Consider the following 20,045-nt stretch of genomic DNA (forward strand, 5'->3'; position numbering starts at 1 on the left):
TCGAATATATGTCCTGAGTAAATAGCCTGTCCTTCCCAGTTACATTTTCAGGGTGCACTTATGCCCGCCAGTCAACGTGGCTTTACCTTAATTGAACTTATTGTGGTGATTCTGCTGGTCGGCATCCTTGGTGCCACAGCGGCTTCTCGCCTCTTTGGTCGCAGCCATTTTGATGCCTTTGTCGCCCGCGATCAGGCCATGACCATTACCCGTCAAATCCAGTTAAGTGCGATGCAGGCGCAAGACTCGGAAATCCAGCGTATCCGTTATCCGCTGCGCATCATTGCAGGGAGCAGTGAGAAAGATTCTTGTCTGGGGCGAATGGTGGACACCGTCTGTCCTACAGCGTCCAGCCTCAACAGTGACGTACTGTTAGGAACAACCAGCCAGACCCGATTCACGGTAACGAGCCCGCATCCGGCCCCTTCAGTTTTGTATTTTGACCTGCTGGGCCGTCCTGTCGACAGTCTGGGGCGTATTGTCTGCGAGCTGGGGTGCGAAATTTCGCTGACGGCCAGGGATAACACTCAACTGAGTTTTTGTATTAATCGTGAAGGATTTATCGGCAAGGGAAGCCTGAGCGAAGGAGCTTGTCAATGATCCCGTATCAACGCGCCAGAGGCTTTTCGCTGATTGAGGGGATCATTGCCATTGTGGTAATGGGAATCGCCATGGTCACGTTAACCAGCTTCCTGTTTCCTCAGGTGGAACGGTCTGCGATTCCGCAATATCAGGCCCGGGCCGCAGCTATTGGCCATGCCATGCTTAATGAAATTCTGGCCCGGAAATTTGACAGTCGCTCAGATCCGAATGGTGACAGCCTGATTCGGTGCGGGGAAAAATTGCCGGTCATAGACACATTTATCGAATGTACGGCGCCGGAGCTGCTGGGGGCTGAAAGTGGTGAAACAGACCCCAAGGGTAGCCTGAATACCGCCCTTGCTGATGATGTGGATGACTTTAAAGGATGTTGGGGCACGAGATCTCAATGCAAAGGAAAAGTCTGGCGTGGTTCGCTCAGCCAATTCGTGCCTGGTGATGAATATGCCAATATCTGGGCTGAAGTCGATGTTTTTTATGATGAAGGCTTTGTCGGAACGCCGCATGAGCAGGTAACTGCTCACAAGCGAATCACTGTCTCCATCAAGACAACACGCTATGGGGAATATGTTTTCATTGCCTACAGGAGTAACTACTGATGCGGGCAATGAAAGGGTTTACGCTCATTGAGTTACTGATAGCACTGGTGATACTGGCCATCATTTCACTGGGGATAGGCAGTTTTCTGCGCTTTGGCGCTGATGGTTATGTCAGTACGGTTGAGCGTGAACGGTTACAGTCCGAGGCTCGATTTGTCACGGAACGCCTGAGCCGTGAAATCCGTCATGCCGCTCCCAACAGTGTCGCGGTCAAGGATGGTTGCCTGTCGTTTTTCCCTATTTACCTGAGTAGCTTTTATCTGCAGCAACCTACCGCATCAAGCCATTCGATTGGGTTCATACCGCGGCAGCAGGACGTTTCAATGTGGACAGCAGAAGCGGGTGGCCAGCCAGCGATTAAAAATCTGGGGGTGGCCGTGGGCTTGATGAATCCCGCTCAGTATCAGGACGTTTTATTACCGCGAGCTGAGCGGGCAATGATAGCCAATGGCCTGGGAACGCTAACCTATAAGCATTCACTGACGACGCAGTCTCCGGGAAAGCGCCTTTATCTGGTTGGAAAACAAGTGGCGTTTTGTTTTGATGGTGTGTCGCTGACGCGTCAGGTGCAGGGAAGCGATACCTACGTAATCAGTAAAAAGCTGACTCAATTTGCAGCGGTATCAGAAGGCGCGGCGCTAAACAGTAATGGGTTGGTGCATTTAGAAATGACGTTTACCGATCCGCGCAGTGGCGAAAGGGCGCATTACAATCACAGCGTACAGGTGATCAATGTTCAGTAATTCCCCTCGACAGAAACAACATGGCAGCGCACTTATTGTGTCGCTGTTTGTGATTGTTGTGATGTCTTTATTGGCCGCCGCCATGATTCGAGTTGACTGGGCCAATCAAGATATCACCACCAAAGAAGTGTTGGGTACCCGCGCTTGGTTCACTGCGCACTCCGCCAATGAAGTAACGTTGAGCGAGCTGTTCCCGTTAAATCAACCGCCTAATACGGCAGCGTGTACAAATACCCATTTTGCACCGGCAAATAATTTTCATTGCAGCGCAGACGTGGCCTGCACGCTGCACGCAGTATCTGGTGCCGAAGGCACAATCAACACCTTTTATCTTGTCAGTACCGCCACGTGTGGCAGTGGCGAAAACCAAGTAAGCCGTACTCAGGAAGCCTGGGCGAAGGAAATACAGTAATGTTCAGACATATTTTCGTTGTTTTGTTTCTGCTTGCAGGCTTTTTTAGTGTATCGGTACAGGCATCACCACAGTTTGAATTCGGTAAACTGGATTTCCAAGACTGTTTAACTCAATCTTGTACCATCAAGTTTAAAACGGATTTTAAAACGGTTCCTTATATCTTTGTCATGCCGACGATTGGCATGAACGATTGGCAAAGCGCACCTTCATCGGTTCGAATCATGAGCCGAACCCAAACAGAAGCTTCATTCAAACAGTTTATTGCGCCATACAGAGCGGTTCATAACTCCTCGAATGGTCACTACCGTTCAATTAAGCCCACCAAAATGACTGGCTTCCATTATCTGGCGATTGAAAAAGGGGTCATTGATCTGGGTACTGCCGGTAAAATTGTCGCAGGTGAGGTCAATACTACCGGTTTTTATTGGCAGGGCGTGAAGTGGAATGACATCAATAAAGACAATAATGACTATGGCGTACCAGCGATAAATTACTCCGACTTTGGCTTCAATAGCCGGTTTGATAATCAGCCGGGAATTTTGACGCAAATCCAGTCTACCAATAACACTTATCAACAGTCACTTTTGCCTTTTTACCATGAGGGGGAGCCGATTTGGCTGACGTCATTGGGGTGGCATTTAGAAACGTCAGGAAATCGCCAAAAAATCAAAATAGCGATGGATACCTCAGAGGTACATACCAATAAGCAGACGGCAAAACCACCTTTGGCTTTTCGTCCTCAGGTGCCTGAGACGATTGCCTTTGTGGCTGCTGAAGGGAGCGGTTTTGTTAACGGTAAAAAGTTTTGGATGGGGAGCATCGAAACGAAAAATACGCATAAAGATCCCGAGAATGGCTATAAAGACCTCACTAATACGCCTCAGGATAATGTGCAAAAACCGACTACGATTGCATGTAAATACAATAGTCTGGACTTCGTTGAAGACTTCCCGTCAGCACCCGTCGTACTGATCGGGAAAAACTCCCGCAAAGGGCCCAATGGAGGCTGGATTCGCCGATGTCAGCTAACTAAAGATAAAGTAACGGTTCAAATTGAAGAAGATTTGGATCGCGACTCTGAAAGAAAACATGCTTCGGAGTTAACTGGCGTTTTCATTTTTGAAGGCAGTAAGCAAGCCCCTTACTGTGATTTGTTCCCAGGACCGGCACAAACCTGGCGTCACAAGCAATCTCTGAAATATATAGCACCTGCGCGAGGGGTTTATATTGCAAACAATGCGCAAATTCTGGGGGCCAGAAAGGTTAACAATGAGCGTGTTCTTGGCTTTGAAAGCATTTCAGGCCAAGGTGTTGCGTCAGGGTGTGATGGGAGTGAGTGTACGTTAAATGACGGTTTGATCGTCTCTGCGACTGAATTAGGTACATTCCCGGCGCTACCCAATGCTTTGTATCCGGTTGATGGCAATATGACGTTTACTCAAGCCGAACACGGAGTGTTGGGCGCGGTATCCGTGAATAAGCATGCGACGCTGTATTTAAACTCTGGCACATACTGGTTTGATAGCTTGGATGTCAGGGGCGACATACGTATTAGAAAAGGGCAGAAAGTTATTATTCATACCAAAGCAATGGCTGTGAATAATAACAGTGTGGTCATGATGGATGATGATTCATCGCTGGATAATTTACTTATTTATGTCCATGACAAACCTTTCAGTACTTCTTGGTCTAGAATTCATCGCCGTGTTGATTTCAACAATAATGCTGTATTTCGAGGGTTAATCTATAGCGAAATAGAGACTGCGTTGAGCAACAACGTACATGTCTATGGGGCTATTACGACTCTCAGCCTGGACATGCATAACAACTCGATCATTCATGGTGAAAGTGCCTGTTTTTCTTCTGTTGAAGACTACCAGATTTCCGTGACACCAGACGTTGATTTCTCCCTGACCTGTGATGCACAAGAAGTGACATTTACTGTGACTAATGACGGCAGTGTGGCAGAAAACTTCGATGGTCAGGTACGGATCTCCACCAGTTTAACCAAGCAAGGGTTGGCTGCCTGGCATGAAAATGCCGGCGGAACAGGCGCGGGCTCTGATGCCTCATTAAGCTACACAACGACTCCCAAAAATGGTCAGGTGACACTCTGGCTGAAGAGTGACTATGTCGGCACTATCAATGTGCAAGGTGAAATTGTTAATGACGATGCCGAACCCGCGACAGCTGCTTACACCTTTGTGCCGTTCAAGTTTGATATTGAAAATGCCAATGTCAATGTGGTCGCCGGAAGGCCGAAACCGATAGTCATCACGGCCCACTCGTGTAAAAGCAGTATCCGGTCAGATGTGGCTAAAGGTTATCAAGGTAAGCGAACACTTACCCTTAATACCCGTTACCTGGCTCCTGAAAATGGTCAACAGCCCGCAATTCAGCTTTCCTCGTGCTCGACCAGTGCGTGTGATGATGCAGAAGATTGGAAAGGTGACCGAATTGATTTGCGCTTCAGCGAAGGAGTGGCTCATGCCAAGCTGAAATATGAAGAAGCAGGCAAAACCGAGCTGACAATAGCGGATGAAAACTGCACCGTTGAAAAAGGCTGTGAACTCCTTCCGGCTACTTTCAAGGCTGCTAAATCTGACTTAGGTGACTGGAAGCGCCTTGAGGGCAAACGAGAGATCTGGGCTCGGCCCTATACGTTTGCGTTGTGTAAGGTTGCCGGACAGCGAAGCATCGAAGAGGCCAGCGGTACTTCGGCGCAAGGTGCGGCATTTACTGCTGCCGGCCGCGAGTTTCAAACGCAGATCAGACCGGTAATCTGGATGGCGAGTGATGGTTTTGCAACGGTAAACAGCAGCATGAATGCCCTCACAGATGTTGATAGTAGCGCTATGTGTCAGCGTCAGGAAACTCGCAACTTCTATCACCCTGATGCTCCTAAGACATTGGTACGACTGACTCACCAATTAGCAACACCGGCTGCAGGGGAGCAGGGAGTGTTGAGCGGTATGACAGAGCTCGCCCATACTCAGTTAAGTGATCCCGTTTCACTAAGCTGGAGTGAAGTCGGAAGTATTCGATTATATGCCGATACCGCGGGGAATTACCTTGATATGGATGTCAACGCAGGGTACCGCGAGGTTGGCCGTTTCTACCCAGCGTATGTTGAAATCCAAAATGGCAACAGCTACGCCTATCCATCAGGACAACGTGGTTTTGCCTATCTGGGGCAGGAATTTGATGCCCGTTTTTCGGTACTGCCCAAATCACAAGATGGCTCGCTTGTGCAGAATTACGCCAAGTTTAGTGAAAGCCTGCAGGTGAGACTTGGGCTGGATGCCATTGATAAGAAAGGCATCAGTTTTGGTGATCGCCGTAAACCGCTTAGTACCTGGCGTGACTGGAGCAATACGACAACTGAGATGCCATGGAAGCTGGAACGTGCCGGTTTTAACTCGGCTCCCCTAACCACGATACCGGAAGCGCCTTGGCATGAAAGCAACAGTCATTGGGGGCTTTATATTGCGGAAGGGGTTGATCCTACCGGGCTGAAAGCGCAAAACGGGGCAACGGCTTTGCCTGTAAATGGCAGTGCGCTGACTGAGGAAATTGTCCCGTTTGCCAATACGCCTGAGCTGCGCTATGGCCGGATGACCTTAGAGGACGCGGCGGGGAGAAATGACTCGCCGATTGCGATTCCGCTGAGGGTGGAATATTGGGATGGCGCGCGTTTTATCACTAACAAAGACGACAGTGTGTCTTGGTTTGACGGCCAATATTACTGCCGCCAAGTGGTGACGCAGTCTGATACTTCCGTAATCAGTACAAGTGACACTCAGGGAGAAGGTCACGTTAAGGATGGAGAGACCCGCTCCGGTGACTTTATTGCACGGCCGACGCCGGGGGTTAACTATCGGGAGCAGGTACGTTTTTGGCAAAAATTGATCGCAGATAAGCCGTCTCAAGCTGTGTCCGACGATGGCGATATTCACTGTGAGAATGGGTTTAGCGGAAGCAATGAGCAACCCTGGCTGACCTATGACTGGCGCGGCTTGGGCGATGAAAACCCGTCAGCTTTGGTGACGTTCGGGGTGTATCGCGGGAACGATCGCGTCATCTACCGGGGCGAGAAAGGTATTAATACAATGCTCAATTAAATAAAATGCGGTTCTGAAGCAGGTTTGACAATCCTTGCCTTGTCTCGATCCGTGCCCCCTGATACATTTAGCGCAATTTAACGAATTTGTGAGCTTGCAGGATTAGCCGGAGACTATGTTTAAAAAACTTCGTGGCATGTTTTCTAATGACCTGTCCATTGACTTGGGTACCGCCAATACCCTGATTTATGTTAAAGGCCAGGGCATCGTTCTTGATGAACCATCAGTGGTTGCGATCCGTCAGGATCGTGCCGGAGCAACTAAAAGTGTGGCCGCTGTCGGTCATGAAGCCAAGCAGATGCTGGGCAGGACTCCGGGAAATATCGCGGCAATCCGTCCAATGAAAGACGGGGTTATCGCAGATTTCTACGTCACTGAGAAAATGCTGCAGCATTTCATCAAGCAGGTTCACGACAACAGTCTGTTACGTCCAAGCCCACGAGTTCTTGTTGCTGTTCCTTGCGGTTCTACTCAGGTGGAGCGTCGTGCTATCCGTGAATCGGCGCAAGGTGCCGGTGCTCGTGAAGTGTACCTGATTGACGAGCCAATGGCGGCGGCAATCGGTGCGGGTATGCCTGTATCTGAAGCAACCGGTTCGATGGTGATCGATATCGGTGGCGGTACTACAGAAGTGGCCGTTATCTCGCTGAACGGTGTGGTTTACTCATCGTCTGTCCGCATCGGTGGTGACCGTTTCGATGAAGCCATTATCAATTATGTGCGCCGTAACTACGGTAGCCTGATTGGTGAAGCAACGGCTGAGCGTATCAAACACGAAATCGGCTCGGCGTACCCGGGTGATGAAGTGCGTGAAATTGAAGTGCGCGGTCGTAACCTAGCTGAAGGTGTACCTCGCAGCTTTACGCTGAACTCGAATGAAATTCTGGAAGCCCTGCAAGAGCCTCTTACAGGTATCGTTTCTGCGGTGATGGTTGCCCTTGAGCAATGTCCGCCGGAACTGGCTTCAGACATTTCTGAGCGCGGTATGGTACTGACTGGTGGTGGTGCGCTGCTGCGTGACCTGGACCGTCTGCTGACTGAAGAAACCGGTATTCCTGTTGTGGTTGCCGATGAGCCGTTAACATGTGTTGCCCGTGGGGGCGGTAAGGCTCTTGAAATGATCGACATGCACGGTGGCGATCTCTTCAGCGAAGATTAATGCCCGTTCGGGCATGTCAACAAACAGGTTATAGCGTTACATGAAACCTATCTTTGGCAGGGGGCCTTCCCTGCAACTGCGCCTGTTTCTTGCCATTTTACTGTCGGTTGGCTTAATGCTGGCCGACAGTCGTCTTGATGCTTTTGCCAATGTCCGCTATTTGCTTAACTCTGCGATTGCACCGCTGCAATACGCGGCCAATCTGCCCAGAGAGCTGTTGGGTGGGCTGTCAGGCCAACTGAGCTCTCATCAGCGTTTGCTGGCAGAAAACAAAGCGTTACAGCGGGATCTGCTGGTTCAGCAAAGTGATGTACTGCTGCTCGAGCAACTGAAGCAAGAAAACCAGCGTTTGCGGGAGTTGCTTGGCTCGCCATTTGTTCGTGATGAAAAGAAGCTGATTGCCGAAGTGATGGCGGTTGACTCGGATCCTTACAGTCATCAGGTGATGATTGATAAAGGCCGGGTGGACGGCGTATATGAAGGCCAGCCGGTGATCAACGAAAAAGGGATCGTCGGTCAGGTTGCATACGTAGGTGCCCATAACAGCCGGGTGCTGCTGCTGATTGACCCCACTCACGCCATTCCGGTTCAGGTGGTGCGCAACGACATTCGGGTTATTGCCTCCGGCAGTGGCCAAATCGATCAAATCCAGTTGGAACATGTGCCGAGCAGCACCGACATCGAGGTCGGGGATCTGCTGGTCAGCTCCGGGCTGGGCGGTCGCTATCCGGAAGGGTATCCGGTTGGCCGTGTCACGGAATTCTCATTCGACAACAAACGGCCGTTTGCGCAGATCAAAGCCCGCCCGACGGTGCAGTTTGATCGCCTGCGTTACTTACTGCTGGTCTGGCCGACGCCGCGCGAAACCTTGACTGAAGGAGAATTCGACATTGGTAAACAGTAGAGCCAATGGCCGGCTGTGGATATGGCTGTCTTTTATCGTTGCCCTGATCTTGCAGGCTGCACCGTGGCCGGGGGAGCTGGAGCCGTTTCGTCCGTCCTGGGTGATCCTGATTACCTTTTACTGGGTACTGGCGTTGCCGCACCGGGTCAATGTCGGCACTGCACTGGTGCTGGGTTTGCTATGGGATCTGATGCTGGGCTCCACGCTCGGGGTTCGTGGCCTGATGATGGCCGTGCTGTGCTATATCGTGGCGCTGAATTTTCAGGTTCTGCGTAACCTGTCGCTCTGGCAACAGGCGATGGTGGTGGCGCTGCTGACACTGGGCGGGAAACTGGTGGAATTCTGGGCCGAATATCTGGTCTCTGTAGTGGCGTTTGAACCGGATCGGCTCTGGTCTGTGTTGCTGAACTTCCTGCTGTGGCCATGGCTGTTCTTATTGCTGCGACGCATGCGTCGTAAGCTCTCAATTCGTTGATTTAGTTTCCCATTACGATCTGTTCAGTGCTAGTGTGTAACCATATCCATCGAGCCTGCCTGAACAGATCGCATTGATTTATCTGACTAAACCATAGACCGAAACGAAAGACCGAAAAATCAAAAAAGATTGCTAACATGTCGACACCGCAACTGTATTTAGCTTCCGGCTCACCTCGCCGTCAGGAACTTCTCACTCAACTGGGCTACCGCTTTGAGCGTGTGATTGTTGATGTGGAAGAGCAGCACCAATCCGGGGAATCACCCGCTGAGTATGTCTGCCGTTTGTCGCTGGACAAGGCGATGGCTGGCGTTGCAGAAGCCGCCCAACCTTTGCCGGTACTGGGGGCGGATACGATTGTGGTGGTGGATGACACCATTCTGGAAAAGCCGCGTGATGTTGACGACGCAAAGCGGATGCTGGCACTGTTGTCAGGCCGCAAGCATCAGGTCATGACTGCGGTGACACTGGCAACCGCGATGCGTCAGCAAACCCGTCTGGTGGTGACGGACGTCTGGTTCAAGCCATTGTCGGAGCAGGAAATAGAGGCCTATTGGGCCAGCGGTGAGCCACAGGATAAAGCAGGAAGTTATGGCATTCAGGGAATTGGCGGCAAATTTGTCGAACGCATCGATGGCAGTTATTACGCTGTGGTGGGGTTACCCTTGATGGAAACCGACATCATGGTTCAAGAGTTTTTAAGCTTAGCATTGTAGAGGCAACCATGAGCACAGAGCTGCTGATTAACGTCACGCCCAGCGAAACCCGCGTGGCAATGATTGAGGCGGGCGTCCTGCAGGAAGTCCATATCGAGCGTGAATCCAAGCGCGGAATTGTCGGTAATATTTATAAAGGCCGAGTCAGCCGGGTTCTGCCCGGGATGCAGGCGGCTTTTGTGGATATCGGGCTGGATAAAGCCGCGTTCCTGCATGCCTCCGACATTGTGCCGCATACTGAGTGTGTCGCGGAAAACGAAAAGCAGCAGTTTCAGGTGCGTGATATTTCTGAACTGGTCCGTCAGGGCCAGGATCTGGTGGTGCAGGTGGTGAAAGATCCGCTGGGCACCAAAGGCGCCCGCCTGACCACCGATGTCACCTTGCCTTCCCGTTACCTGGTGTTTATGCCGGGGGCCAGCCACGTTGGTGTTTCGCAGCGTATCGAAAGTGAAGATGAGCGCGAGCGCCTGAAGTCGATTGTCAGCGAATATTGTGATGAGCTGGGCGGCTTTATCATCCGTACCGCCGCCGAAGGGGCCACCAATGAAGAGATGGCTCAGGATGCGGCCTTCCTTAAGCATCTGTGGCGTAAAGTGCTGGAACGCCGGGCCAAGTACAAGCCGAAATCCATGCTCTACGGTGAGCTGGGACTGGCTCAGCGTATCCTGCGTGACTTTGTCGGCACGGAGCTGGACTCGATTCTGGTGGATTCCCGCCTTGGCTATGAAAAGCTGAAGGAGTTTACCGACGAGTTCGTGCCTGAGCTGAGCGACAAGCTGGAATACTATGCCGGTGAGCAGCCGATTTTCGATCTGTATGACACTGAAAACGAGATTCAGCGCTCGCTGGACCGCAAGGTAGAGCTGAAATCAGGCGGCTACCTGATTATCGACCAGACCGAAGCCATGACTACCATCGATATCAATACCGGTGCGTTTGTAGGGCGTCGTAATCTGGAAGAGACCATTTTCAATACCAACATTGAAGCGACCAAAGCGATTGCCCGTCAGCTGCGCCTGCGCAACCTGGGCGGAATTATTATCATCGACTTTATCGATATGGCGCTGGAAGACCATCGCCGCCGAGTCCTGGTGGCGTTGGAGCAGGCGTTGTCCTATGACCGGGTGAAAACCAATATCAACGGCTTCACGCAGTTGGGGCTGGTGGAGATGACCCGTAAGCGGACCCGTGAGAGTATCGAGCATGTGCTGTGCGATACCTGCCCGACCTGCGAAGGACGCGGCACGGTGAAAACGGTCGAAAGCGTGTGTTACGAGATCCTGCGTGAAATCACCCGGGTCAACCGTGCCTACGACGCCGATCGCTTTGTGGTGTATGTGTCTCCGGCGGTCGCCGAAGCGCTGGCGGGGGATGAATATCACGCACTGGCTGAGCTGGAAGTGTTCATTGGCAAACAGGTGAAGATCAAGGCGGAACCACTGTATGTCCAAGAGCAATTTGACGTCGTCATGATGTAAACGAGGCGTTTGAGTGATCCCGCTTTCTGTTCGCTTGGCGCGGAGTATCATGTGGCTGGTGCTGGTAATACTGGTGCTGGCCGCTTTTGCTATCAGTGGCCTGCGTTTTGTGCTGCCTCATTTGAATGAGTATCGCGAGCCCATTCGGCAATGGGTGTCAGCCCAGGCCGGCATGCGGATCGAGTTTGACCACGTTGAAGGGCAATGGCGGAGCCTAGCACCGTCGCTGGTGTTGCAGAAGGTTAGTGTTAACTTACCTGATGAGCCCGATTCCGTTGTGAAAATGGGCGACATTTCCCTTCAGCTGGATATGCTGGGCTCGGTCATGGCATTGAGCCCGGTATTCAGTGACATGCGCATTGACCGCATGAGCCTGGATCTGACCGCTCTGGGCAATCTGTCTGCGCCCGCTGCGGGCGACAACAGCAAACTGGCCACCATTTCCCGGCTAGAAGACATTCTCTTCGTGCAGCTGGGGCAGTTTTCACTGCGCAATTCTGACATCACCATCATGTCTCCGGCCGATGAGCGAATGACGCTGGCTATCCAGGAGCTCAAGTGGGTGGCGAACAGCAAAGAGCGCCGTGCCGAAGGCATTGTCAGTGTGCGTGACACCCATTTCAGCCAGATGCAAGTGATGGCTAACCTGTCAGCAGCCCACTCGCTGCGCGATCTGACTGGTCAGGTGTATGTACAGACCCGCAACCTGTCGATGACGCCTTGGCTCAACAAGGTGCTGTTGCAGGAAGGCAAAATTCTCAGCAGTAATTTAAATACCCAGGCCTGGCTGACGCTGCAGGAAGGGCAGCTGAAACAGGCTCGGGTAAAACTGGACGACAGCTACCTGCGCTGGCAAAAAGGTGACACGAAACACCGTTTCCGGGTGCGCAAAGGACTGGTGGATCTGAAACCTTATCCTCAGGCTGATGGCCGGGCTGGCTGGCGCCTTGATACCGACCAATTTGTGTTCCAGACGGATAAGCAGCAATGGCCAGCCTTTGACCTTGCCGCAATCTGGCAGCCTGACGGCTGGCAACTGGCACTGAACCAACTGTCACTCACCCAGCTGCGGCCTTTCCTGGACTTTCTGCCGCCGGATTTTGCCGGTACCGAAGTGCTCACTGCGCTGCAACCCGGTGGTCTGGTGCAAAACCTGCGTATTGCTGCGACAGCCCAGAATTCCCCCCGTTTTTCTTTCTCGCTGACCGATTACACCATGAACCAGTGGGAGTTGCTTCCGGGTGTCCATAACCTTCACGCTGATGTGGCCGGGGATTTGGGCGGCGGAAAAGCCGTGCTGTCACTGCAAGATGATGACCTGCCATACGGGAATGTCTTTCAGGCACCGTTGAACATCGGGCAGGGAGAGGTAACCGCCTATTGGCAAGTGGGCAAAGACGGCTGGCGCTTGTGGAGTGACCATCTGAAGGTTTCGAACCCGCATCTTGAAGCCGCGGGTCAATTCCGGTTGGACTTTCCGGCCAATGCGCCGGCTTGGTTGTCATTTTACGGGGAAGCGACGGCCAAGCGGGCTGGCGAAACCTGGCGCTACCTGCCGGCGCTGGCACTGGGCGATGCCCTGACCGATTACCTGTCAGCCGCGATCCGGGGTGGGCAGGCAAAAGATGCGCAGCTGCTCTGGTATGGCGAGCTGGCGGATTTCCCGTATGCCGATCATAACGGGGTGTTTCAGGCCAAGGTTCCGCTGCGCAACGGCAAATTCAGTTTTGACACCGCCTGGCCGGAGCTGACAGATCTGACGCTGGATTTGCTGTTTGAAAATGACTGGATGTACCTTGATGCCAGCCAGGCCCACACCATGGGAGCGAAAGCCTCCCGGGTCAGCGGCGCGGCAGAGCTGAGTGACAAGGGACACCTGAAGCTGGCCATTGATGTGGCGGCTGATGGTGAGCAGGTCCGGGATTATATGCTGGCCACTCCGCTGGTGGATTCCGTAGGGGCGGCGTTGACCACGGTACAGGTGAGCGGGCCGGTAACGTCGAGTTTTCAGCTCGATATCCCCTTTGATGGCAGTGATGTGCGCGCCTGGGGTAAGGCATCGCTGGCTGACAATCAGGTCATGCTGGATGCGCCGCCTATTCCGCTCGAGTGGGTCAGCGGGGATGTTCAGTTTGACAATGACGTCGTGCAGGGCAAAAACCTGACCGCGACCATGCTGGGCCAACCGGTGACGCTGGGCTTTGACGGCCATAGTGTAGCCAAAGGGTATCGGGTTGATGTGAATTTTGGCGGTGACTGGGACATAGCATCGCTGCGTAAAGCCGTTCCTCATCCGTTGCTCGACCAGGTATCCGGCACCAGCCGCTGGGACGGAAAAGTCGGTGTCGATTTGCATGACACCGGGTTTGATTATCAGGTGGGCCTGACCGCCGGGCTGGGTCGAATCACCAGTACGCTTCCGTACCCGCTTGGCCACCCGTCCTTGAAAAGCCCGTCGCTGAAAAATCCGTCTCAGAAAAATCTGACCCTGAGCGCCCGGGGGAACCAGCAAAGCCTGACCGGGACGCTGAAAATGCAAGACGCCGCTTATCAGGCGCGCATCAAACTGCAACCGCAGAAAGTGAGTATTGCGGCCAGCGAGCTGGTGGTGGGCCGCGCGCCGATGCCACCGCTAAAAAATGGCGAACATGGCGTCACTGTGATGGCCGATCGCTTTGATGCTGACCGCTGGATTGCCCTGCTGGATACGGCGTCCCCTTCGGGCAGCTCAAAACCGGCTGTGTCAGCCACTGCCGCAACTACTGCGAAAACCACAACTGGGACAACCACTGCTGCTACAAGCCTCGCCACCGGCACGGCCACGGCACCACCCAGCAATCAGACTGCCAGTGTCGCTACGCCGGTCAATAAGGTGCCTGTAAAGACTGCCACCGCAAGTGCGGCGTCTGACAATGGGATGCCTGAGCTGCCGGTGCCAAATCGAGTAACGGCAGAGATTAAACAGCTTACGCTCGGCACGCTGGACTGGAACCGGGTTAGCCTGACGGCGCTGCGTCAGCAAGCGGCTCAAGCGTTAAGTAAACAGTCGGGTCAATCGCCAGCGAAACCGTCGGCTCGAGGGGCGGCGATGAATGAGTGGCAGGTGACGGTCGACAGCCGAGAGCTGAAAGGGAAGGCCGTGTGGCCGACAGGCCAACCAATCCGGCTGGATCTGGATGAATTCCACCTGAATCTGCCGATACTGGCTGAAGATGCTGCTTCGAGCGAAGCGCCTTCGTCCGGAGAGCCACTGACCGTGTCCGCAAGCGCGCCAGCGACAGTGAAGCCCCGGCAACCTTATCAGCCGCAGCCGGTGATTCCGACGGCAACGGCGTTGGATCGCCGTCTGATGGCCAGTATTCCGGAAGTCGACTTGACTCTGCGTGATGGCTGGCTGCAGGGGTACCGTTTGGGCAAAGTGTCCGGCCAGCTGCGCCGCGGAAAAAACATGCTGGAGCTGGTGAATTTCACCATTGATTCCGGTACCACGACCCTGAATCTGGATGGCCACTGGAGCTTGCGGGGAGCCCGCAATGAAACCCAGCTGGCTTTTGATATTGATGGCAAGAACAGTTCGGATCTGATGGGGCGCTTCGGGATCTCCGGCGGTATTCAGGGGGCGGAGTTCAGCACCTATGCCTCGATTCAGTGGCAGGGCGCGCCGTGGTCCATGCACCGGGAGACCCTGAGCGGGGAAGTGAAATCAGAAACCGGGCAAGGGGTGATCAGTGATATCGGCGGTGCCGGTAGGTTACTCGGCCTGTTCAGCTTAGATTCCATCATCCGCAAGATGAAATTGGACTTCTCCGGCATTTTCGATGACGGGCTGGCCTTTAACTATATTCGCGGTACCGGTCGCATCGAAAATGGCCTGTTTACGACGTCAGACATCAGAATGGAAGCGTTGGCCGGGGATATGTTTATTCAAGGAAGTGCTAATCTTGTCAAAGAGACCGTTGATGCCAAAGTGAAGTTTATTCCGGACTTCACCTCAGGCATTCCGGTGCTGACTGCCTTTGCGGTCGCCCCACAGACAGCGCTGTATGTTTTTGCCATATCCACGGCTCTCTCACCGGTTCTGGATGTCTTTACCCAGGTGAACTATGTCGTTCAGGGACCAATTGATGCACCACTGGTGACAGAGCAGTCTCGTTTTACCGGCGAATATAAAGTGCCGGAGGCAGTAAAAAGCCAGGAAAACCAATAATCAGCAATGGAAAAGCGGCAGAGCCGGAAACGTTGGGCTCTGGTGTCAGGAAGGAGAAAATGATGGCAAAGATTGGCGTGGTACAGATGAACTCGGGAGCGGATCCCGAGCAGAACCTCAAACATCTGGAACGCAAACTCAAGGGGCTGCAACTGCAGGGAGCCAAGCTGGTGGTGACACCGGAGAACTGCCTTGTTTTCGGCACACGTGAGGATTATCACCGCCATGCAGAGCCACTCGGGCAAGGCCCGATACAAGAGACGGTCGCGGCGCTGGCCAAGCGACTGGGACTATGGGTACTGATTGGCTCTATGCCGGTTCGCCAGTCGGAAGGCGCGATTACCACCACCGCAATTCTGTTTGATGATCAGGGTGAGATTCGCGGCCATTACGACAAGCTGCATATGTTTGATGTGGAAGTCGCGGATTCGCACCACAGCTACCGTGAATCCGCCACGTTTCGTCCCGGTCAGGACGTGAAAGTGATAGCGACCCCGTTTGGTAACATCGGTATGTCGATCTGTTATGATGTCCGGTTTCCGCAGCTTTACAGTGCCTTGCGTGAGCAGGGGGCCGACATTATTGTCGTGCCGGCAGCGTTCACCAAGGTGACAGGCAGGGCCCACTGGGAACTGTTGCTGCGTGCCCGGGCGATTGAGACCCAGTGTTGGGTAGTTGCACCGGCGCAATGGGGAGAGCACAATGAGTCACGGGAAACCTGGGGCCATTCCATGGTTGTGGATCCCTGGGGGCAAGTGGTTGCCTGCCAGCCTGAGGGAACCGGGGTCTTGCTGACAGAAATTGATCTGTCCCTGAATCAGACCGTAAGAACAAACATGCCGCTGGCTGAACATGCCAGATTCAGTGTTCAGCCGCGTGACAACTGATCGGTAACGGCCGGTCGGTAACGAAGACAAGAGCAGAGTAAATGACGCTGGAAATTGTAGAAAACACCATGCTGGCCCAGTCCGGGCTAAGCCGTGACGATCTCAACCGCACACTGGGGCTGATTGCCACCCGTGATGTGGATTATGCCGATATTTTTTTCCAGTCATGCTGGCATGAATCCCTGATCCTTGAAGACAGCATTATCAAGGACGGCTCCTTTAACATTGACCGCGGGGTCGGTGTCCGGGCGGTATCGGGTGAGAAAACCGGTTTCGCTTATGCTGACCAGATTGACGAGATTGCGCTGAAGCAGAGCGCCAAGGCAGCCCGTGGCATTACCCGCAATGGCGGCAACGGGAAAGTGCAGGCGTTCTCACCAATGTCAGCCTCCGGCATTTATGCCCCGATTAACCCGCTGGACAGCCTGGATAAACACCAGAAAATTGCCCTGCTGAAAGAAATCGACACTTACATTCGTCACAAAGAGCCACTGGTCAAAGAAGTGTCTGTCAGTATCAACGGCGTGTACGAGCAGGTACTGGTTGCCGCGCTGGACGGTACTTATGCCGCAGATGTTCGTCCGTTGGTACGTCTGTCGATCAGCGTGCTGATTGAAAAAGACGGCAAGCGTGAGCATGGCAGCGCTGGTGGCGGTGGCCGCTTTGGCTATGAGTATTTTCTGACCGAACAGGACGGCAAATCCATTGCGCTGCAATATGCTGATGAAGCCATTCGCCAGGCGCTGATCAACGTGGACGCTGATCCGGCACCGGCTGGCACCATGCCGGTCGTACTGGGTGCGGGCTGGCCGGGCGTGCTGCTGCATGAAGCCGTGGGACATGGCCTGGAAGGTGATTTTAACCGTAAAGGCTCGTCCATGTTCTCCGGTCAGATGGGGCAACAGGTGACCTCCAGTTTGTGTACGATTGTGGATGACGGCACATTGGAAAACCGCCGTGGTTCCCTGAATATTGACGATGAAGGTGTCGCCAGTCAGTACAACGTGCTGGTGGAAAACGGCAAGCTCAAAGGCTACATGCAGGATAAGCTCAACGCCCGCCTGATGGGTGTGGCACCAACCGGTAACGGCCGTCGTGAGTCCTATGCGCATCTGCCGATGCCGCGAATGACGAACACTTACATGCTGCCGGGTGAACACTCGCCGGAAGAAATCATTGCCAGCGTTAAGAAAGGCATTTATGCCCCGAATTTTGGCGGTGGCCAGGTAGACATTACTTCCGGGAAGTTTGTGTTCTCGGCTTCAGAAGCATATCTGATTGAAAACGGTAAAATAACCCGACCTATCAAGGGCGCAACCCTGATTGGCAGCGGCATTGAAGCGATGCAGCAGGTGTCAATGGTGGGGAATGATCTTGAGATTGACCGCGGGGTAGGCGTGTGCGGCAAAGCCGGACAGAGTGTGCCGGTTGGCGTGGGCCAGCCAACCCTGAAACTGGAGTCCATGACTGTCGGCGGTACCCAGTAAAACCGGGTGGCGACAGAAAGAAAAATGCCAGCATGATGCTGGCATTTTTTTGGTTCTTCCCGCTCCGGTCAGGAGGACGGGCAGCGCCTGATCAGTCTTTAAGGTACAGCTCTTTCAGGTACTGGAAAATTTCGCGGTAAGCTTTGGCTGGCTTTTCCTGCTCTTTTTCCTTCTTCGCCTGGCGAACCAGCTGACGCAGACGCTGGCGGTCCGCATTCGGGTGATCGGCCATGATCTCATTGATCATGCTGTCGCCCTGAGCAATCAGATCGTCGCGTCTGTTCTCTAACTTATGCAGCTGGGCAGTCGACTGCGCGTGCTTGTTACGCAGTTTATCCAGAGCAATCTGGATCGGTTCGATGTCAACCTGACGCATCATTTTACCGATGAACTGCAGCTGACGACGGCGGGCTTCGTTTTTGAAGCGCTGGGCATCTTTCACAGCAGCACGCATGTCATCATCCAACGGGATTTTGGCCAGCGCGTTTGGTTTCAGGTCAACCAGCTCTTCCCCGAGCTTTTGCAGCGCTTCCATGTCGCGTTTCATCTCGGTTTTGCTAACCCAGATAATTTCTTCTTCCTCTTCCCATGGGGCTTTTTGATTTTTACGGCTCATAACAGGCTCATCATCAATTCATTTGGGATTTATTTTACCAGTTTAATCATGATTTGGGGCGCAAATTCGCGCGTGCCAGTGTTATCCTAAGAGTAATACGATTATCACGAATCTTCACTGGCTCTCTTGGTGTGATTTGCCGGACCGCAGTTCTGGGGCGGCAAATTGGTGACGGGAAAGGCGGCGGAGCTTCTCCATAAAATGATGACAGACGTCTGGCGGCGGGCAGTGATGGCCGGGGCAGCCAGTATCGAGACGATAACAATGATGGACGTGAAAGAACAGGTGGCTCAACAGCGCGTTGAGCTGGAAGCCGCTGTTGCCAGGGCTTTGGAGCTGGCTGGCCAGCAGGCTGACGCGGCAGAAGTCGCGATCAATAAGACGACCGGGATCAGTGTCTCGACCCGTTTGTGTGAAGTTGAAAACGTTGAGTTCAACAGCGACGGCGCTCTGGGGATCACAGTGTATCGCGGCCAGCGTAAGGGCAGTGCGTCGACTTCGGATCTGAGTGAAAAAGCGATTGCCCAGACTGTGGCTGCTGCACTGGATATTGCGCGCTATACCTCGGAAGACCCGTATGCAGGTCCGGGGCCGGTCGAGCTGATGGCCAAGAACATTCCTGATTTGGATCTGTTCCACCCGGATGAGCCGGAGCCGGATCATGCCGCGGAAATCGCCGCCCGTGCCGAGCAGGCCGCGCTGGATTTTGATCCTCGCATCAAACAGAGTGATGGGGCCAGTTATGACAGCCATTACGGTATCCGGGTTTACGGGAACAGCCACGGTATGCTGGCAAGCTATGCCTCCAGCCGCCATAGCACCAGCTGCTGCGTGATTGCCCAGGGTAAAAACGGCGATATGGAGCGCGATTACAGCTATACCACATCTCGCCGGGTCAGTGACCTGTGGACACCCGAAAAAGTCGGAGAGCTGGCAGCCAAGCGGACGGTTGAGCGTGTTGACCCGCGTAAGCTGTCGACCCGCGAAGCACCGGTGATGTTTGCTGCCGATGTTGCGACGGGGCTGTTTGGTCATCTGGTGATGGCGATCAGTGGCTCGAACCTGTACCGCAAGTCTTCTTTCCTGCTGGATAAGCTGGACGAGCAGATTTTTCCGGAGTGGCTGTCTATCAGCGAGCGCCCGCATATCCTACGTGGTATGGCGAGTACCCCGTTCGACAGTGAAGGCCTGGCGACGTATGACCGTGAAATCATCGAGCAAGGTATTTTAAAAACGTACCTGATGACCAGCTATGCTGCCCGCAAACTGGGACGTCAGCCAACCGGCCATGCCGGCGGGATCCACAACTGGCTGGTTAACTCGACCGGCGAGAGTTTTGAAGCACTGCTTAAAAAGATGGATCGCGGCCTGCTGGTGACTGAGCTGATGGGTCAGGGAGTGAATGTGGTGACTGGGGACTATTCCCGCGGTGCCGCCGGTTTCTGGGTGGAGAATGGACAAATCCAGTATCCGGTCAGTGAGATCACGATCGCCGGTAACCTTAAAGACATGATGATGAACATGGTGGCGATTGGTACGGATACAGAAACCCGCAGCCAGATCCAGACGGGATCGATTCTGCTGGATACCATGAAGATTGCCGGTGAGTAATCACGTCACTGATGATTGCGTCTGAAA

General features: G+C 53.5%; 15 protein-coding genes. 14 read left to right on the top strand and 1 reads right to left on the bottom strand.

Annotation, left to right across the window (positions count from 1 at the left end; genetic code table 11):
- Positions 1 to 60 precede the first annotated feature (60 nt).
- From FH974_RS01555 to tldD, 13 genes are all read left to right on the top strand, one after another.
- Entirely contained in the window at positions 61 to 600 is a 540-nt protein-coding gene (locus FH974_RS01555) for a type II secretion system protein (RefSeq protein WP_047887011.1), read from the top strand.
- A complete protein-coding gene (locus FH974_RS01560) occupies positions 597 to 1,199 on the top strand; it encodes a type IV pilus modification PilV family protein (protein WP_207103453.1) in 603 nt (200 codons plus the stop codon). The genes FH974_RS01555 and FH974_RS01560 overlap by 4 nt, the downstream gene beginning before the upstream one ends.
- Positions 1,199 to 1,942: a PilW family protein gene (locus FH974_RS01565; RefSeq protein ID WP_047887009.1), complete on the top strand. Its 744-nt coding sequence runs from the start codon at positions 1,199 to 1,201 to the stop codon at positions 1,940 to 1,942. Before FH974_RS01560 ends, FH974_RS01565 begins: the two co-directional genes overlap by 1 nt.
- Entirely contained in the window at positions 1,932 to 2,354 is a 423-nt protein-coding gene (locus FH974_RS01570) for a type II secretion system protein (protein ID WP_047887008.1), read from the top strand. Before FH974_RS01565 ends, FH974_RS01570 begins: the two co-directional genes overlap by 11 nt.
- A complete protein-coding gene (locus FH974_RS01575) occupies positions 2,291 to 6,478 on the top strand; it encodes a DUF6701 domain-containing protein (RefSeq protein WP_207103454.1) in 4,188 nt (1,395 codons plus the stop codon). Before FH974_RS01570 ends, FH974_RS01575 begins: the two co-directional genes overlap by 64 nt.
- A gap of 115 nt (positions 6,479 to 6,593) precedes the next feature.
- Positions 6,594 to 7,637: a rod shape-determining protein gene (locus FH974_RS01580; RefSeq protein ID WP_047887006.1), complete on the top strand. Its 1,044-nt coding sequence runs from the start codon at positions 6,594 to 6,596 to the stop codon at positions 7,635 to 7,637.
- 40 nt (positions 7,638 to 7,677) lie between these two features.
- Positions 7,678 to 8,541: a rod shape-determining protein MreC gene (gene mreC / locus FH974_RS01585; RefSeq protein ID WP_047887005.1), complete on the top strand. Its 864-nt coding sequence runs from the start codon at positions 7,678 to 7,680 to the stop codon at positions 8,539 to 8,541.
- A complete protein-coding gene (gene mreD, locus FH974_RS01590; protein WP_047887004.1) occupies positions 8,528 to 9,016 on the top strand; it encodes a rod shape-determining protein MreD in 489 nt (162 codons plus the stop codon). Before mreC ends, mreD begins: the two co-directional genes overlap by 14 nt.
- Before the next feature lie 137 nt (positions 9,017 to 9,153).
- Positions 9,154 to 9,732, top strand: coding sequence for a Maf family protein (locus tag FH974_RS01595; RefSeq protein ID WP_047887003.1), 579 nt, complete (start codon positions 9,154 to 9,156; stop codon positions 9,730 to 9,732).
- A gap of 8 nt (positions 9,733 to 9,740) precedes the next feature.
- Positions 9,741 to 11,210, top strand: coding sequence for a ribonuclease G (gene rng, locus FH974_RS01600; protein ID WP_047887002.1), 1,470 nt, complete (start codon positions 9,741 to 9,743; stop codon positions 11,208 to 11,210).
- Positions 11,211 to 11,223: 13 nt separating this feature from the next.
- A complete protein-coding gene (locus FH974_RS01605) occupies positions 11,224 to 15,417 on the top strand; it encodes a YhdP family protein (RefSeq protein ID WP_207103455.1) in 4,194 nt (1,397 codons plus the stop codon).
- A gap of 62 nt (positions 15,418 to 15,479) precedes the next feature.
- Positions 15,480 to 16,304, top strand: coding sequence for a carbon-nitrogen hydrolase family protein (locus tag FH974_RS01610; RefSeq protein WP_207103670.1), 825 nt, complete (start codon positions 15,480 to 15,482; stop codon positions 16,302 to 16,304).
- A 41-nt stretch (positions 16,305 to 16,345) separates the two neighbouring features.
- Positions 16,346 to 17,791 (top strand): metalloprotease TldD, encoded by a 1,446-nt coding sequence (gene tldD / locus FH974_RS01615; protein ID WP_047886999.1) that lies wholly within the window; start codon positions 16,346 to 16,348, stop codon positions 17,789 to 17,791.
- 91 nt (positions 17,792 to 17,882) lie between these two features.
- Here tldD and yjgA read toward each other — a convergent pair whose 3' ends face one another.
- Positions 17,883 to 18,407: a ribosome biogenesis factor YjgA gene (gene yjgA / locus FH974_RS01620; RefSeq protein WP_047886998.1), complete on the bottom strand. Its 525-nt coding sequence runs from the start codon at positions 18,405 to 18,407 to the stop codon at positions 17,883 to 17,885.
- A 267-nt stretch (positions 18,408 to 18,674) separates the two neighbouring features.
- On the opposite strand from yjgA, the gene pmbA reads away from it, so the two are divergent.
- On the top strand, positions 18,675 to 20,018 hold the full coding sequence (pmbA, locus tag FH974_RS01625) for a metalloprotease PmbA (RefSeq protein ID WP_207103671.1): 1,344 nt from the start codon (positions 18,675 to 18,677) through the stop codon (positions 20,016 to 20,018).
- The last annotated feature ends 27 nt before the right edge of the window (positions 20,019 to 20,045 follow it).

The sequence above is a fragment of the Photobacterium ganghwense genome, from assembly GCF_017329545.1.
Classification (GTDB): domain Bacteria; phylum Pseudomonadota; class Gammaproteobacteria; order Enterobacterales; family Vibrionaceae; genus Photobacterium; species Photobacterium ganghwense.

What these genes read in the sequence shown, in the direction of transcription:
- FH974_RS01555 (WP_047887011.1), top strand. Translation starts at nt 61, where the DNA reads ATGCCCGCCAGTCAACGTGGCTTTACCTTAATTGAACTTATTGTGGTG.
- FH974_RS01560 (WP_207103453.1), top strand. Translation starts at nt 597, where the DNA reads ATGATCCCGTATCAACGCGCCAGAGGCTTTTCGCTGATTGAGGGGATC.
- FH974_RS01565 (WP_047887009.1), top strand. Translation starts at nt 1,199, where the DNA reads ATGCGGGCAATGAAAGGGTTTACGCTCATTGAGTTACTGATAGCACTG.
- FH974_RS01570 (WP_047887008.1), top strand. Translation starts at nt 1,932, where the DNA reads ATGTTCAGTAATTCCCCTCGACAGAAACAACATGGCAGCGCACTTATT.
- FH974_RS01580 (WP_047887006.1), top strand. Translation starts at nt 6,594, where the DNA reads ATGTTTAAAAAACTTCGTGGCATGTTTTCTAATGACCTGTCCATTGAC.
- mreC (WP_047887005.1), top strand. Translation starts at nt 7,678, where the DNA reads ATGAAACCTATCTTTGGCAGGGGGCCTTCCCTGCAACTGCGCCTGTTT.
- FH974_RS01595 (WP_047887003.1), top strand. Translation starts at nt 9,154, where the DNA reads ATGTCGACACCGCAACTGTATTTAGCTTCCGGCTCACCTCGCCGTCAG.
- rng (WP_047887002.1), top strand. Translation starts at nt 9,741, where the DNA reads ATGAGCACAGAGCTGCTGATTAACGTCACGCCCAGCGAAACCCGCGTG.
- FH974_RS01610 (WP_207103670.1), top strand. Translation starts at nt 15,480, where the DNA reads ATGGCAAAGATTGGCGTGGTACAGATGAACTCGGGAGCGGATCCCGAG.
- tldD (WP_047886999.1), top strand. Translation starts at nt 16,346, where the DNA reads ATGACGCTGGAAATTGTAGAAAACACCATGCTGGCCCAGTCCGGGCTA.
- yjgA (WP_047886998.1), bottom strand. Translation starts at nt 18,407, where the DNA reads ATGAGCCGTAAAAATCAAAAAGCCCCATGGGAAGAGGAAGAAGAAATT.
- pmbA (WP_207103671.1), top strand. Translation starts at nt 18,675, where the DNA reads ATGGACGTGAAAGAACAGGTGGCTCAACAGCGCGTTGAGCTGGAAGCC.